11 protein-coding genes are annotated in these 15,131 nt (G+C 48.8%); 8 read left to right on the top strand and 3 right to left on the bottom strand.

The genetic code is table 11. The features are described from left to right. Positions 1 to 10: 10 nt before the first annotated feature. The 5 genes from KOD92_RS01445 to KOD92_RS01425 are packed head-to-tail and all read left to right on the top strand — an operon-like array spanning position 11 to position 9,248. Entirely contained in the window at positions 11 to 1,855 is a 1,845-nt protein-coding gene (locus KOD92_RS01445; protein WP_215231742.1) for a MutS-related protein, read from the top strand. 59 nt (positions 1,856 to 1,914) lie between these two features. Next, positions 1,915 to 5,016, top strand: coding sequence for a SusC/RagA family TonB-linked outer membrane protein (locus KOD92_RS01440; protein ID WP_215231741.1), 3,102 nt, complete (start codon positions 1,915 to 1,917; stop codon positions 5,014 to 5,016). A 31-nt stretch (positions 5,017 to 5,047) separates the two neighbouring features. Continuing rightward, positions 5,048 to 6,592, top strand: coding sequence for a RagB/SusD family nutrient uptake outer membrane protein (locus KOD92_RS01435; protein ID WP_215231740.1), 1,545 nt, complete (start codon positions 5,048 to 5,050; stop codon positions 6,590 to 6,592). A 42-nt stretch (positions 6,593 to 6,634) separates the two neighbouring features. Further along, positions 6,635 to 7,708: a glycoside hydrolase family 43 protein gene (locus tag KOD92_RS01430; RefSeq protein WP_215231739.1), complete on the top strand. Its 1,074-nt coding sequence runs from the start codon at positions 6,635 to 6,637 to the stop codon at positions 7,706 to 7,708. A gap of 52 nt (positions 7,709 to 7,760) precedes the next feature. After that, positions 7,761 to 9,248: a family 43 glycosylhydrolase gene (locus KOD92_RS01425; RefSeq protein ID WP_215231738.1), complete on the top strand. Its 1,488-nt coding sequence runs from the start codon at positions 7,761 to 7,763 to the stop codon at positions 9,246 to 9,248. A gap of 37 nt (positions 9,249 to 9,285) precedes the next feature. Here KOD92_RS01425 and KOD92_RS01420 read toward each other — a convergent pair whose 3' ends face one another. After that, positions 9,286 to 9,597: a hypothetical protein gene (locus KOD92_RS01420; protein ID WP_215231737.1), complete on the bottom strand. Its 312-nt coding sequence runs from the start codon at positions 9,595 to 9,597 to the stop codon at positions 9,286 to 9,288. A gap of 159 nt (positions 9,598 to 9,756) precedes the next feature. Here KOD92_RS01420 and KOD92_RS01415 point away from each other — a divergent pair, with 159 nt between their 5' ends. After that, complete coding sequence (locus KOD92_RS01415) at positions 9,757 to 10,629, top strand: tetratricopeptide repeat protein (protein WP_215231736.1); 873 nt, start codon at positions 9,757 to 9,759, stop codon at positions 10,627 to 10,629. Positions 10,630 to 10,804: 175 nt separating this feature from the next. Here KOD92_RS01415 and KOD92_RS01410 read toward each other — a convergent pair whose 3' ends face one another. After that, a complete protein-coding gene (locus KOD92_RS01410; protein WP_215231735.1) occupies positions 10,805 to 11,617 on the bottom strand; it encodes a class I SAM-dependent methyltransferase in 813 nt (270 codons plus the stop codon). Between the two features lie 126 nt (positions 11,618 to 11,743). On the opposite strand from KOD92_RS01410, the gene KOD92_RS01405 reads away from it, so the two are divergent. Together KOD92_RS01405 and ppsA are read left to right on the top strand one after the other, a co-directional pair. Beyond that, positions 11,744 to 12,205: a MarR family winged helix-turn-helix transcriptional regulator gene (locus KOD92_RS01405; protein WP_215231734.1), complete on the top strand. Its 462-nt coding sequence runs from the start codon at positions 11,744 to 11,746 to the stop codon at positions 12,203 to 12,205. A gap of 11 nt (positions 12,206 to 12,216) precedes the next feature. Further along, positions 12,217 to 14,826: a phosphoenolpyruvate synthase gene (gene ppsA, locus KOD92_RS01400; RefSeq protein WP_215231733.1), complete on the top strand. Its 2,610-nt coding sequence runs from the start codon at positions 12,217 to 12,219 to the stop codon at positions 14,824 to 14,826. On the opposite strand, the gene KOD92_RS27370 is transcribed toward ppsA, so the two are convergent. Beyond that, positions 14,815 to 15,129, bottom strand: a complete 315-nt coding sequence (locus KOD92_RS27370; protein WP_255567379.1) for a LytR/AlgR family response regulator transcription factor — start codon at positions 15,127 to 15,129, stop codon at positions 14,815 to 14,817. The two genes, ppsA and KOD92_RS27370, sit on opposite strands and share 12 nt — an antisense overlap. Between the last annotated feature and the right edge of the window lie 2 nt (positions 15,130 to 15,131).

The following is a 15,131-nucleotide window of genomic DNA, read 5'->3' as shown; positions in this document are numbered from 1 at the left end:
CCTTTTTAAAATGATAGAAGTGTATCGCCGCAGGGTCGCAGAAAACCAGGTAAAGGTTGACCACGATTCCAAATTGCTGAGCAGCCTTTCCCTCGTCCGGCTGATCGTATTCGTTGGTGCGATCTGCTGCATTCTGGTCATTGCCAGTAACCGCCTTGCTTCGCTGCTTGTTTTTGTCGTTCCGGCATCGGTGTTTGCGTTTGGACTGGCAGTAAAAAGGTACAATCTGGCAGCTCGGGAACAACGGCACGTAACACTTCTGCAACAGATCAACGCGCAGGAAATCAGCCGCCTGGAAAATAAGCTCGCCGATTTTCCTTCCGGACAGGCTTTCATCAAAAGGGAACATCCCTATATCGCCGACGTCGATATTTTCGGTACACATTCCCTCTTCCAACTTCTGAACAGGACTACGACAGAAGCGGGACAGATCCGGCTGGCGGAGTGGCTGGCTGAGCCTGCTTCGAAGCAAACAATACTCATGCGACAGCAGGCAGTACAGGAGCTGGCGCCGAAAATGGACTGGCGACAGGACTTGCAAGCCGCCGGAATGCCTTTTATTAACCCGAAAACCAGTTATGACGGTCTGCTGAAATGGAATGCGGAGCCGGTCAAGCTACTGCCCCTGCGTACGCAATATCTCGTTGCTGGTATTGTGTTGGGTGTTGCGTCGCTGGCGTCGCTTGGCTTCTTTGCCTTGCATCTCGTCCAGGTGCTGCGTAACCTCGAACCGTTTTCCATATACTATCTGATTCCGCTGCTGGTTAGTCTGACTATTAATGGTTTGGTATTAAAGCGTTTAAAAGCAACTTCTCAGGAAATCATCGACCGTCTGGCCCAGAATGTACCTGTTTTAGCAGGCTACGAAGCGCTGATAAATAAAATAGAATCGGAAACATTCACTACTCGAATGCTGCAAGATTTGCAGGCGGTATTTCAAAACAGCCACTATTCTGCGGCGGCGGAGATCAGAAAATTAAAGCGGATACTGGAAGTTTTCATGCAGCGCGGCAGCAAAGGCCCGATTGGCGGAAATGCATTCTATACGATTCTGAATCAATTCTTTTTACTGGATATCTACTGGATTTTGCTCACTGAAAACTGGAAAACCAGGAACAAGGAGAACCTGGGAAGCTGGGTTGCGGCGGTGAGTGAGTTTGAAGCTGTCGCCAGTCTGAGCGGATTTGCCTGCTCCAATCCTGCCTATACCTTTCCCGAAATCAGCGACGAATCTGATCAGCTTCGTTTTACACAGCTTGGTCACCCGCTGCTCCATTCTGAAAAGCGCGTTTGTAACGATTTCGAGCTCGCGGGCGACGGGTCTATCATGATGATCACCGGATCGAATATGGCGGGGAAAAGTACATTCCTGCGGACAATTGGGGTTAATCTTGTTTTAGCCTTCATGGGAGCGCCTTGCTGTATGACAAGCGGAAACGTATCTCCGGTCAGGTTATTTACAAGCATGCGCACGCAGGATAATCTGGAAGAAGGCGTTTCGTCTTTTTATGCAGAGCTGCTGCGGGTTGAGCAATTACTGAAACTGGCGGAAAGCGGCGCGCCTGTTTTCTTTCTGCTGGATGAAATGTTTAAAGGCACCAATTCGCAGGACCGGTACAAAGGCGGTATTTCGCTGATCCGGCAACTGAGCGAGCTGCACGCTTCCGGCATTGTTTCCACGCACGATCTGGAACTGGCCAGGGCTACGAGCGAATATCTTCCCGTTCGTAATTACAGTTTTAACAGCCGGGTCACAGGCAGGGAAATGTTTTTCGATTATAAGCTCACCGAGGGTCTGTGCCTTGATTTCAATGCAAGCGAGCTGATGCGCAAAAGCGGGATCAAGCTGATCTGATGGCATAATTTTTATGGGATTTATTCCTCATTTTCTATCAATTCATCAACCCATCTGCTATGCGTAATTCATATACCCTGATCCAGGTTGTAATCCTCTTTTTTATTAGTATCAACACCGCTTTCGCGCAGGCCGGGCAGGTTTCCGGCGTTGTGCAAACTGCTACGGGAGAGGCGCTGCCTGGTGCGACTGTCCTCATCGCCGGCACGAATACTGCAACTATTGCCGATGCCGACGGTAAATTCTCGATTGCAGCTACAAACGGCCAGACTTTGCGGGTTTCATTTATCGGTTATCTTACTTCCGAAGTACCCGTCACCGACCAAACTACGTACACGATCCAGCTGAACGAAGACGCACAAAACCTGGAAGAATTTGTGGTGATCGGCTACCAGTCGGTGCGGCGGGCGGACCTCACGGGGGCTACCGGCATTATCGACGCACAAAATGCGAATAAACGTATTGCCCGCTCCGTGCCCGAAGCTTTGCAGGGTATGACGCCGGGCGTGGCAGTCCGGAACGGAGGCGCGCCGGGACAGGAAGCGGTGGTCAATATCCGCGGGTTAAGTACGCTGTTTGGCAATGCCAGCCCTCTTTACGTGATCGACGGTATGCTCGCTGACGCGAATACGACGGTTAACCCGAATGATGTTGAAACGATTCAGGTTTTGAAAGATGCTTCTGCGGCAGCTATTTACGGTTCGCGCGCGGCTAATGGGGTTATTATTATCACTACTAAAAAAGGAAAGGAAGGTGCGCTGAAAGTGGATGCATCGGCCCGCGTGGGTATTTCCTCACTTCCCAAACGCTGGGATATGATGAATGCGCAGGAATATATCGCGACCAATACCCGCGCCTATCAGAATGCTGGTTATGCTTTACAGCCCGGCGTGGCTAATTACAACGGGAATGTGAATACTAACTGGGCAGACGAACTGCTGCAAACGGGTAGTATTCAGGACTATAATGTGAGTTTGTCGGGCGGAGGAAAAGATAGCAAGTACCTGATCTCCGGCTCCTATTTTGCCGATGAGGGCATTCTGAAAGCCCGGAATTTTGAACGGGCTTCTGCGCGGATCAATACGGAGGCCACGCGTAATAAATTTACTTTCGGAGAAAATCTGATGATTTCCAATACCACACGGAACACGCCTTTCCAGGGTGGTTTTGCCGAGGGAAATGCATGGTACGATATGTGGACCAGCCTTCCAATTATTCCGGTTCAAAGTCCTGATCTGGTAAGCACTTCTAATCCCGGCGGCTATGGTTTCGGTTCTTTCAATGCGCGTTCATTTTCGAGAAACCAGGTGGCGATCAATGATATTACGAAGACTTCCTACAATTTTTTCAAGGTTTTGGGAAATGCGTATGTCGACTACAAGATTTTGAAAAACCTGACCTATCGCTTCAATGCAGGTTTGGAAACGAGTTTTGATAAAACCAATAACCTGCGGAAGGATGGACTTTGGTACTGGAACCAGTCGCCGGAGTTCAGCAGCATTGGCGAAACGCGCGCGCAGTTCCTGAGCTATTTGTTTGAGCATACCCTGAATTTCAATTTTAACTTTAATAAACACACCCTGAATGGGGTAGTAGGCTATACGCAGCAAACGATCCGCACAGACGATGTGGGCGGACGGCGCTTGCAGCTTGGCTTTTACGGCGGCGAATACTTCACGACGATCAACTCGGCCAGCGGCGGCATGACATCAACCGGTACCCGCTCCCAAACGCTCATCAATTCTGCATTGGGCCGCCTGAATTATAATTATGCTGAAAAATATTACCTGACATTCACCTTCCGCGCGGACAAGGATTCCCGCTTTTCACCTGCACATCGCACCGGCTATTTTCCTTCGGCGGCTGCTTCCTGGAAGATCAGTAATGAGGAGTTTTTCAAATCGGATATCGTTTCCGAGCTGAAACTGAGGGGATCTTACGGCGTATTGGGCTCCGCGAACCTGAGCAATTATCAATTTACAGGTTTCTTAAACCAGGCGCCGCGGGCGGTTTTTGGTTCCGGTCAAACGGAGTTCCCGGGTGCAACGCAGGCCAGACTTGTTTATGAGGATATTAAATGGGAACAAAAAGCGACTACCAACCTCGGCGCAGATCTTGTTTTGTTCAATAACAAGCTGGCAATTACCGTCGATGCATTCCGCTCTGTTGCCAAAGACGTTTTGCTATCTCTTCCGCTGCCGGCTTACATCGGTAACTTGCAGGGCGATCCGCTGGTGAATATCGGTTCTATTGAAAACAAAGGGATCGAGCTTGATTTTGCGTACCGGCAAACTTCCGGCCCATTCACCTGGAGTGTAGCACCGAATTTCAGCATTATCCGCAACAAGGTACTTGAACTTGGTAACCTCGGTGTTGATGAAGAAACGGGCGAGCCGCGGAATTATATTCAGTCGGGCAATACACGCTCGCAGGTCGGCCGCTCGATCGGGGAATACTACTTGATTGAAACCGACGGACTTTTTCAGAATAACGAAGAGGTTCAGGCGCACAAAGCGCAGGCGGCTTATGCGAAACCCGGCGATGTCCGCTATGTAAACCGGATCGATCAGGGAACAAATGACGATATCAATGACCGCGACCGCACTTTTGCCGGCAGTCCGTGGCCGAAGTTTACCTCCGGGCTGATCCTGAACGGAACCTGGTCGGGCCTGTCGCTGAATGTGCAGTTTTACGGTGCATTTGGTCAAAAAATATATAATGATGTAAGGAGGGATATTGACGGAATGGGTTACTCCAACTACCGCCGCGGCATTAATCCGTGGACGCCGGAAAATACGAACACCGACTTCCCAAGACTTGGCGTTTCGTATTCTACCGGCGCAGCGGGCGACCCGGCGAGTGCAGACAGGGGTATTGTTTCAAATGTCCGCGGAAACACAGATCGCTGGCTGGAAAACGGTTCTTACCTGAGATTGAGAAATGTGGAGCTGGCTTATGCTATCCCGCAAAGTGTGATCGAAAAGCTGTCTGTAAGTAATGCGAGAGTATATGTGAGCGCGCAGAACCTGCTAACTTTTACCAAATACACGGGACTGGATCCGGATGTGGTAGGGGCTAATTTCAACCTGGAACCGGGCGTCGACCTGGGCGGGTATCCGTCTGCACGCATCATTTCTTTCGGCCTCAACCTGGGTTTCTGACCACCCGATTTTTATCTCAAAAGACATCGACATGAAAAAGATATTTTTGCTTGCCTCACTCATTTTGCTGGTCACCACTGCCTGCGACCGCGATTTCGATCAGCCTAATCCAAATAATCCCACTATCGCTTCCTTCTGGAAAAGCGAGACGGACGCGATTAAGGGTATCAATGCGGTTTACAGTACTTTCCACCGTTCTGCTACACTGTATTCCCGCTTTTTGTTCTACCACGGAATGCTCCGTTCAGACGAAGGTTACGGCTCCGGCGGTGATATTACGCTGAACAATATCATGAGTTTCAACCAGACCAATTACAACGAGGGGCTCACTGCCGGAACTTGGCAAAACCTGTTTATCGGTGTATTCCGCGCAAATCAGGTATTGGCTTATGTGCCTGGTATTGAAATGGATGAGGCTTTGAAAAACCGCATTATCGGCGAGGCGAAGTTTCTCCGCGGACTGTTCTATTTCAATCTGGCTCTGTACTATGGTCGGCCACCGCTCATGCTGGAACCTTCCGAACCTACCGACCGGCCTGCAAATGCGACCAATGCAGAAGCCTGGGCTCAGGTGGAAAAAGACCTGTCGGAAGCCGCACCTGCATTGCCTCTGAGTTATACTGGCGACGATCTGGGCCGTGCGACACGCGGAGCAGCGTTGGGCCTGCTTGGGAAAACGTATTTGCAACAAAACAAACACCAGGAAGCTGCCAATACCCTCGCGTGGTTTATTACGGGCGAAGGAAAAGGTTTGTATACATTGACCGCCAACTACCAGGACAATTTCAAAGCCTCCACCGAAAATAACAGTGAATCTGTATTCGAGATACAGTTCCGGTTTAACCCAAATGAGAATACCGACGACGATGTGGACGAAACAAGGATCAATAACACCGGCACTTCGATCGCCCAGTTTTATGCTCCTCGCGGAGTAGGTTTTTCTGACGGTGGTGCGCGCCGGTGGCTGGTTAATGAATTTGAAAAAGAAAATACGGCACTTGGCATTCGCGATCCCAGACTTGCAGCTACGCTGCTATTTGATTCCACCGACGTCCGCGGGCCGCAGTTTACGATGGTTTATGGCCAGACTTTCGCTTCCCGCTATGGTACATCTGGCGGTGAAAGCAGTGCGGTGTGGTTTAGAAAACAATTGAATGACAATGAAGCGGGCAGGACCGAGGAAGGTTTCCGCTCGCCCAATAACCACAGGTTGTTACGTTATGCGGATATTCTGCTCATGTACGCGGAGGCGCTGAATGCGATCGGGCAAACGGCACAGGCGTACCCTTATGTGGATATGGTGCGTGTGCGTGCCGGTTTACGGCCGCTCACGGTTACGCGGCCCGGCCTGTCGCAGGCGGCATTCCTGTCGCAGATCAAGCACGAACGTATTACCGAGCTTACCGGCGAAGGCTGGCGATTTGCAGATTTGCAGCGCTGGGGCGAGCTGGGACCGGAGCTGGCTGTGCGCGATCCGGAGTTTACCAACTTCGTAAAAGGAAGAAATGAGTGGTATCCTATTCCGCAATCAGATATCGACCTTAACCCCAACCTGACGCAGAATCCGGGTTACTGAGCCAAATACCTTAAATTAGTCAGTTGAATCTAAACGCTTTTTATGCGCTATAAAACTTTGTTGAGACCCGCTCTTATCTGGTGTATTTCATTTGTGTTCGTCAGTGCTTCCTGTAAAAAGGAGAAGCAGGCACCGGCTCCCGGTGGTGAACAACAGGCGATCACATTTACAAATCCCTTACTGAATTCCGCGCCCGACCCGTGGGTTGTCCAGAAAGATTCGACCTATTACTACATGCACACGCTCGGTAACAGGATCCAGATCTGGAAAACGGGGAAAATGAGCCGGTTAAAGGATGCGGCGCCGGTAACAGTTTTCAATGCGCCGGCTTCTGGCGGCAATTCCCGGGATATCTGGGCGCCGGAGCTGTTTTTTGTGAATGGTAAATGGTATATCTACTACACAGGCTCCGACGGAAACGACCGCGAGCACAGGATGTGGGTATTGGAAAATGAAAATGCGGATCCCACGCAGGGTACCTGGACAGACAAAGGAAAACTCACTACGCAGCCAGCAGATCTCTGGTCGATCGATGCGACTATTTTTCAGCAGGATAGCAGTCTGTTCCTGATCTGGTCGGGGCGGCCTTTTGCGGGAGGCCCGACCGATTTAACCCAGAACCTGTATATCTCACGAATGACTAACCCATTCACTCTCACCGGCCCGACCGTGCAGATCTCTGCGCCGCAGTACGATTGGGAGAAGCGTGGATTTCCTGTGAACGAAGGCCCGGAAATCCTGAAAAATACGGCCGGACAGGTGTTCCTGGCTTTTTCGGGAAGTTATTGTGGGAATGATAGTTACTCGCTGGGGTTATTGAGCCTGAAAACGGGAAGCGATCCGATGGACGCCAAAAACTGGACAAAGATCTCAACGCCGGTATTCACAGGACTTGCGTCGGCGAATGCATACGGAGTAGGGCATAATGGTTTTTTCAAGTCAAAAGACGGAAAAGAAGACTGGGTGATTTACCACGCCAACTCTGCCGCCGGGGAAGGCTGCGACGATTCCAGGAATGTACGCATGCAGAAATTCACATGGACAGCGGACGGTTTGCCTAGCTTCGGCGAGCCCATTTCTACCGGCCGGGCTATTCCCGTTCCCTCGGGCGAATAGGGATTTGCTTATATTTAGACCCTGAAAAAAGCATTCACGTCAAAAGTTATTTATGAAAAGATTGAGCATTAGTGTGCTGCTGCTGGCATTGGTACATATTGTAGCTGCGCAGCAGGCAGTTATCCGCGGCGATTTTGCAGACCCGTCGGTGATCCAGGTGGGAGATACCTATTACGCCGCCGGAACGAGTTCCAACTGGGCGCCCGGTTTTCCTGTTTTTAAATCAAAAGACCTGAAAAATTGGGAGCAAACCGGTTCTATTTTTCCTGACCTCACATCCTGGGCAGATTTTTACTATTGGGCACCCGAGCTGAACTATGATAATGGGAAAGTTTACGTGTACTACACGGCCCACAAAAAAGGCGGTAATCTCTGCGTAGGTGTAGCCAGCGCCGATTCGCCCGAAGGTCCGTTTAAAGACCACGGCCCGCTGGTTTGTCAGGAGGTAGGCTCGATTGACGGGTTTCCGATCCGTGATGAAAATAACAAGCTGCACCTGATCTGGAAGGAAGACGGAAACAGTGTAAATAAGCCCACTCCGATCTGGATACAGGAAATAAATGAAGAAAGAACTGCGCTGATCGGCGAGAAAAAGGAGCTTTTCAGAAATGATACACCCTGGGAAGCTAATCTGGTAGAAGGTGTTTCGGTGATTAAAAACAATGGTTACTTCTACTCGATTTATGCGGCGGCAGGCTGCTGCGGGCCGGGCTGTACTTATGCGACCGGCATTGCACGCTCGAAAAGTTTGATGGGGCCTTGGGAGAAATATTCAGGAAATCCAATCCTGGCTGGCCAGGGTGACTGGATGTGTCCGGGACACGGAACCGCCGTTACTTACAACGGAAAAAACTACTTTATGTACCACGCCTACGATCGTTCTTCCAACAAATACACGGGCCGCCAGGCGCTGGTACGCGGCTTCGAGTTCACATCCGACAACTGGCTCCGCTTCACCGACGAGTACCTCACGCCAACAAACCTGCCAAAGCAGTATACGGTTACAGATACTTTTGACAAGGGAAAACTGGATTTGCAATGGAACTGGTCTGTATTCAACAAGCCAGATTTTGAATTGAAAAACGGTAGAATAGGATTGCAGATCAAAGACGACCGGGAATTGTATATAGCGAGGAAAATCGATGGTCCGAATTATGAAGCCACTGTGGAAACCTTACCTTCGAAAAGTGCGCTGGCTGGTGTGGCTTTGGTCGGCGACGATAAAAACCTGATCTATGCGGCTGCAAAGCAGGATAGTATCCATATTACGCTCGTAAAAGATGGCGCCAGAAGCAGCCTTGGAAAGTTTCCTGTCAAAGGAAAAGGGAAGCAACTGTTTCTGAAAATGAACGTTAAAAACAATACAGATATCAGTTTCTCTTACAGCATTAAGGGTTCTGAGTTCACTGCATTGAAGATTGCAGCGCCGGATATTACTTTTCTGCCACCGTGGGACCGGGCATTGCGCGCCGGGGTTCTTGCAAAAGGAGTGCAGGGAGAAGTGGCAGTTATTGAGAGTTTCAAATTTGAAAGCAAGTAAAAAAAGCGCCTGGCCAATAACGGCCAGGCGCTTTTTACTAATCTGTGCGTCCGAGTTCTTTCTTCATCTCGTACCATTTATCAATGTCATTTTCCGAAGCGTCCGTATAAGTCGTCTTGACGTGATTTAGGAATGCAAATTTGGTTTCGTCTGAATCCAGGTGCAGTTCGTCTTCAAATCCGTCCGCCTTCACGAAATACTCGTATCCATCATTCTTCACTTCTTTCGACGTGTAATATCTGCCCGAGCCTTCAAAGTTGCTCACTGAATTATACAGATCGTATATATCTTCATCGCCATGCGGATTAACGCCCGCAAGCCAGTCTTCGAAATTCGTTATTTTTGCCATTATAAAATCATGTTGATTGTATAGCGAATCTGTAAAAACCATACCAGGGAAAAAGGAGAAGGAAAGTAATAGTCTAGTCAGAAGACATAGCTAAATCAGACTTAGGGATATTGCAACCATCCGTTAAATAGCTGGATTTAAAACAAACACAAGCTAACCATGAAGAAAAAACGACATTTGTTACTACTAATGTTTTTGACAACCAGTTTCTCAGCTTTTGCCCAAACAAAAGATAATGCTGAAATCAGAAAGATGTATGAGGAAGATCAGAGTGCAAGGAAAGTACAAAACATCGATTGGGTCTTGCTTAACAGAAATGATAGTGTCAGGGCGAAAAGGGTGTACGAACTATTAGATTCGGGGAAGATTATTACGGGAAAGGATTATTACCATAGCGCTATGATATTTCAACATGGGCGTGATACTACTGCATCAGGAATGGCTGTCAAATTGATGAAAAAGTCTATTGCTCTGGACTCTACGGTAAATAGGTGGCTGCTTGCGGCGGCTATTGATCGGGATTTAATGCGGAAAGGGCTCCCGCAGATCTACGGAACTCAGTTCGTAAAGATGGGACAAAATGCAAAGTTTGAGCGATACAGAATTGATTCGACTCAAATTACCGATACGCAGAGAAAGTATTATTTTGTAGAAACACTTGCTGAGCAAAAGATCAAAGAGCGCAAAATGAACCTGATGTCTGTCATGCAGTTTTATTCGCAAGAAAAGTCATTAGACAAAACCCTGGAACTTATCATTGCCGAGAAGGATAAAGGTAACACTGCTAGTTACGATGTGAGTGAAGAAGCAATTAATAGTTTTGCTTACAAATTTATTAATACACCGCAAGATGCATTGAAGATATTTAAGCTAAACACAGAATTATACCCCGATGGATTTAATACTTTCGATAGCTATGGGGAATGTTTATTATTGCTGAATAAAAAAGAAGAAGCGAAGGTTGCGTACAAAAGATCATTGCAGTTGAATCCCAGGAATAATAACGCATTAGAAAAATTAAAAGAGCTGTGATAATTGGTTGGGGATTGGTAAGCGCAATGAATTCATTGGAGAATTTGTGCATGCCTGGTAAGCTTATGGATTTCGTGAGTTTGTTGAAAAAGGAGGGTGCCAGAAACACCCTCTTTTTTGTTAGGTAATCAAACAGCAGCGATATCAAATCACTAGATACAATCGATCGCTACAATCACCGCAAAACAGTCACTTTCAGGAAGGTCGCCGGAATAGAGGTTTTGTTTTTATCAGTGCTTTGATTGTGGCTTTCAAATAACACTTCCAGTTCGCGTTTCAGATCAGCTTCCGTACCGTTTTTCTGGGCTGCTTCGAAAGCATTCATGGTCGGTCCGTAATAATTTCTGAAAGTATCGAGGAATGTGGCGGCTGAATACGGGGCTTCGAATGTGAAGGTTTCGCGCGAAAACGAGATATTCTCTTCCAATGCGCCCGCTGCTACAAAACGTTCTTTCACACTGTCTTCCACACCCCAGAGCATCGGACTGATAAAACCCTCCGGCGGCGCAGGCGTGTAGGCCGAGCTTACTTTCAGGATCTGCGCCACCAATGTCGGGTCGCCCGGGATCCAGTTGCCCATTACGATCCTGCCGCCGTCGCGGGTCACGCGAAACATTTCTCTGGCTACGTCAAACGGCTTCGGCGCAAACATCGCTCCAAAAACGCTCACAACCAGATCAAATGTTTCATCGGCAATATCGTGCAGATCGATCGCGTCGCCCTCGCGAAATGTAATGTTCGTCAGTCCTTCCGCCTGGACGCGCGCATTGCCCGCAGCCACAAGGTTACTCGCAATATCAACGCCCTGGACATTTGCACCGAGCCTGGCCGCCGGCAGCGCCGTAGTGCCGTCACCGCAGCCGAGATCGAGCACATTTAAACCTGGCGTGATCCCCAGTTTTGCTACCAAAGCAGCACCACTTTCCCGCATGGTCTCCGCCAACCGCGTGAAATCACCTTTCTCCCATAACATTTTGTTTGCATTCATCTTGCTTTCAGCTTATGTGAAATTTAATACAAAACGTTAGTAATCAATTTATTTCACCCTACATCTTGCAGTTCTTATTTAAAGGATATTATCTTTGTTACTAAGATATTTATTGAGAAAGATATTATGACACAGGAAGAGATCAGACATTTGAGGAAACTCGGGCAGCAATATGCTTACACCTCGATTCAGATGCATGAGGCTGTGGCGCGCAATGCGGGACTGCCGGGAACCGACCACAAATATTTGGGATTTTTGATGGAAAAAGGGCAGATGACGGCGGGAGAACTTTCGCAACTCACCGGCCTGACCACAGGGGCAGTGACCGGGCTGATCGACAGGCTTGAAAAGAAAGAACTTGTGAAGCGACAGTTTGCCCCGGAAGATCGCCGGAAAGTGCATATCGTGCCTAATACCGAAAAGATCATGGAACTCCTCGTGCCGCCCTATGAAGAATTTCGGGCCAGGACTGAAAAACTGATTGCCTCCTTTTCGGAAGAGGAGCGGCAGGTGATTGAAAGTTATCTGTCGAAAACGATCGGCTTGATGGAAGAAACGACAACGCGGATTCAAGGTAAAAAATCGTAGAGCGAAGCAAAATGGCTGATGTAAACTCTTATATTATTGGTTTTCCGAATATTAATAAAAACCAGATTCAGGCAGTTGGTGGAAAGGGTGTAAATCTGGGCGAATTGTCGCGATTAAGCGGACTGCTGGTGCCCGACGGTTTTTGCATTACTACCAGGGCTTATCAGGAGATTTTAGGAAAAAACGAGACCTTACATACGCTACTTGACCAGCTGGCTGATCTCAAAGCGGAAGACAGAAAAGAAATCAGTGAAGCTGCCGCACAGATCAGAGAGGTAATTGAATCAATTCCTGTTCCGGAAAGCATTGAGAATGAGATAGTAAGTCGCATTGAAAAGCTTGGCGCGACAGGTTCATACGCCGTGCGTTCCAGTGCCACGGCTGAGGATCTCCCAACAGCTTCCTTCGCCGGCCAGCAGGATACCTATCTGAATATCAGCGGTAAAACGGCAATTTTGGAACATATCAGCAAATGCTGGGCGTCACTCTTCACTGACCGGGCAGTGGTGTACCGGTTGCAAAATGGATTTGATCACAGGGAAGTGTCTTTATCTGTGATCATCCAAAAAATGATCCTGCCCGATGTGGCGGGAATCATGTTCACAGCTGACCCGGTGAATGGAAACAGAAAGGTTGTCAGTATTGATGCCAGCTTTGGGCTGGGGGAGGCGCTGGTTTCAGGAATTGTGAATGCAGATAATTTCAAGATCAGGGCGGGAAAGCTATTTGAGACAAATATCTCTATAAAAAAGTGCGGCATTTTTGCTGTGCCGGAAGGAGGTACTGAGGAGCGGGAGCTGCCCGGAGAAAAGCAAAGTGCGCCGTCGCTTTCTGACGCGCAGGTTTTGGAACTGGCCAGTCTGGGACGGAAGATTGAGGCACATTTTGGCCGGCCGCAGGATATTGAATGGTGTTTGGCCGACAATGCATTTTATATACTGCAAAGCCGCCCGGTCACTACTTTGTTTCCCGTACCACAGGCCAGCGATTCTGGAAACCGGGTGTATGTGTCTGTCGGCCACCAGCAAATGATGACCGATGCGATGAAGCCGCTGGGTCTGTCATTTTTTATGTTGACAACGCGCGCGCCGATGCGCCATGCCGGCGGAAGGTTGTTTGTTGATATTACGAATATGCTGGGTACGAGTGCGGGGCGAAGTGGCGTAATTAATAACCTTGGAAAATCCGATCCGCTGATCAAAGACGCACTTCTGAGTCTCATTGCCCGAGGTGATTTTCTGGCACCGTTGTCCGACGAATCTGACGTGCCAGCCTCGCATTTTACAGAGCAGATCGTGCCGCAGGGTGTTCCTGCTAATCTTGTAACCGACCTGATCAAGGAAAACCGGGCGTCGGTATATAAGCTGAAACGCGATATTCAGTCTAAATCGGGAGCAGACCTTTTTGTCTTCTTATTGGAAGATCTTATTGAACTGAAGCAACAGTTGTTCGGCCAGAAGAACATCGAGGCGATTACAATTGGTATGAATGCAGTTTCGTGGGTCAATGAAAAAATGATGGACTGGCTGGGCGAAAAGAATGCGGCCGATACGCTTTCACAGTCGGTACCGAACAATATCACCTCCGAAATGGGCATGGAGCTGCTGGATGTGGCTGATGTAGCGCGGCAATATCCCGAAGTGCTTACTTTTTTTCAGCATGCAAAAATTGAAAATCTGACCGAAGAGCTGGCACGGCTGGAAGGCGGAAATGAGACGCTGGCAGCAATTGAGGTCTACCTCGAAAAATATGGAATGCGGTGCGCGGGGGAAATTGATATTACAAAGTCCCGCTGGTCGGAGCATCCTGCTATCCTGGTTCCGCTGATCCTGAATAATATCAGAAACACTGAATCGGGTGCCAGCAAACGAAAATTTGAGCAGGGGCGGCAGCAAGCATTGAGTAAAGAACAGGAATTACTGTCGCGGCTGGAACTATTGCCGGGCGGCGAGCAAAAAGCAGCGGAAACGAAGCGGATGATCGGCCTGATCCGGGATTTTTCCGGTTACCGTGAATATCCCAAATATGGGCTGGTGAATCGCTATTTTGTTTACAAAAAAGCAATTTTAAAAGAGGCAGAAAAACTCCGGTCAGCTGCTTTGATCCGGGATATAGAAGATGTTTACTACCTCACTTTCGAGGAATTGCGCGAGGTTGTGGTCAAAAGAGCAATAGATTTAGAACTGATCAATCGTCGCAAAGAGGATTTTAAAACGCATGAAAAGCTGAGCCCGCCGCGGGTTATTACTTCTGACGGTGAGATCATTACCGGGACTTATCGCCGAGAAAACCTTCCTCCCGGGGCGATCGCTGGTCTGGCGGTTTCTTCCGGGACCATTGAAGGCCGCGCACGTGTGATTTTGCAGATGCAAGACTCACAAATCGAGGACGGGGATATCTTAGTGACCACATTTACCGATCCCAGCTGGACTCCCTTATTTGTTTCCGTAAAGGGGCTGGTGACCGAAGTGGGCGGGCTGATGACCCACGGCGCGGTGATCGCAAGGGAGTACGGCTTGCCTGCCATAGTTGGGGTAGAGAATGCTACTAAATTGATCAAAGACGGCCAGCGCATCCGGGTGAACGGGACAGACGGATTTGTGGAGATACTAACCCTGTAAAATGCTTTTGAGCTCATCCCGTTTACTCCTCGATATGGGGACTTCGGCACCGTCGGAGAGCAAAAGAAAATCACCGAATTCCTTTTTCCAGCTTCTGATAGCCGCTTTATTGACTAAATGAGACTGGTGACAGCGGATAAAACCGTAACGTTTCAGTAGCTCGTCGTATAAATAAATAGGTTTGCAAACGAGCAGCGAATCGCCGCCCGTGAGGTAAAATGTGGTGTAATTGTTTGAAGATTCACACCGGATAATCTCACTCGTTTTGACGTACCTCGTTTCCCTGGTAGTCGCTAATGCGATGC

The organism is Dyadobacter linearis (assembly GCF_907165045.1).
Classification (GTDB): domain Bacteria; phylum Bacteroidota; class Bacteroidia; order Cytophagales; family Spirosomataceae; genus Dyadobacter; species Dyadobacter linearis.
Note: the sequence above shows the minus strand (reverse complement) of the source record. Positions and strands in the feature narration are given on the sequence as shown.

Coding starts and splice junctions, on each gene's coding strand:
- KOD92_RS01445 (WP_215231742.1), top strand. CDS start 11: ATGATAGAAGTGTATCGCCGCAGGGTCGCAGAAAACCAGGTAAAGGTT.
- KOD92_RS01440 (WP_215231741.1), top strand. CDS start 1,915: ATGCGTAATTCATATACCCTGATCCAGGTTGTAATCCTCTTTTTTATT.
- KOD92_RS01435 (WP_215231740.1), top strand. CDS start 5,048: ATGAAAAAGATATTTTTGCTTGCCTCACTCATTTTGCTGGTCACCACT.
- KOD92_RS01430 (WP_215231739.1), top strand. CDS start 6,635: ATGCGCTATAAAACTTTGTTGAGACCCGCTCTTATCTGGTGTATTTCA.
- KOD92_RS01425 (WP_215231738.1), top strand. CDS start 7,761: ATGAAAAGATTGAGCATTAGTGTGCTGCTGCTGGCATTGGTACATATT.
- KOD92_RS01420 (WP_215231737.1), bottom strand. CDS start 9,597: ATGGCAAAAATAACGAATTTCGAAGACTGGCTTGCGGGCGTTAATCCG.
- KOD92_RS01415 (WP_215231736.1), top strand. CDS start 9,757: ATGAAGAAAAAACGACATTTGTTACTACTAATGTTTTTGACAACCAGT.
- KOD92_RS01410 (WP_215231735.1), bottom strand. CDS start 11,617: ATGAATGCAAACAAAATGTTATGGGAGAAAGGTGATTTCACGCGGTTG.
- KOD92_RS01405 (WP_215231734.1), top strand. CDS start 11,744: ATGACACAGGAAGAGATCAGACATTTGAGGAAACTCGGGCAGCAATAT.
- ppsA (WP_215231733.1), top strand. CDS start 12,217: ATGGCTGATGTAAACTCTTATATTATTGGTTTTCCGAATATTAATAAA.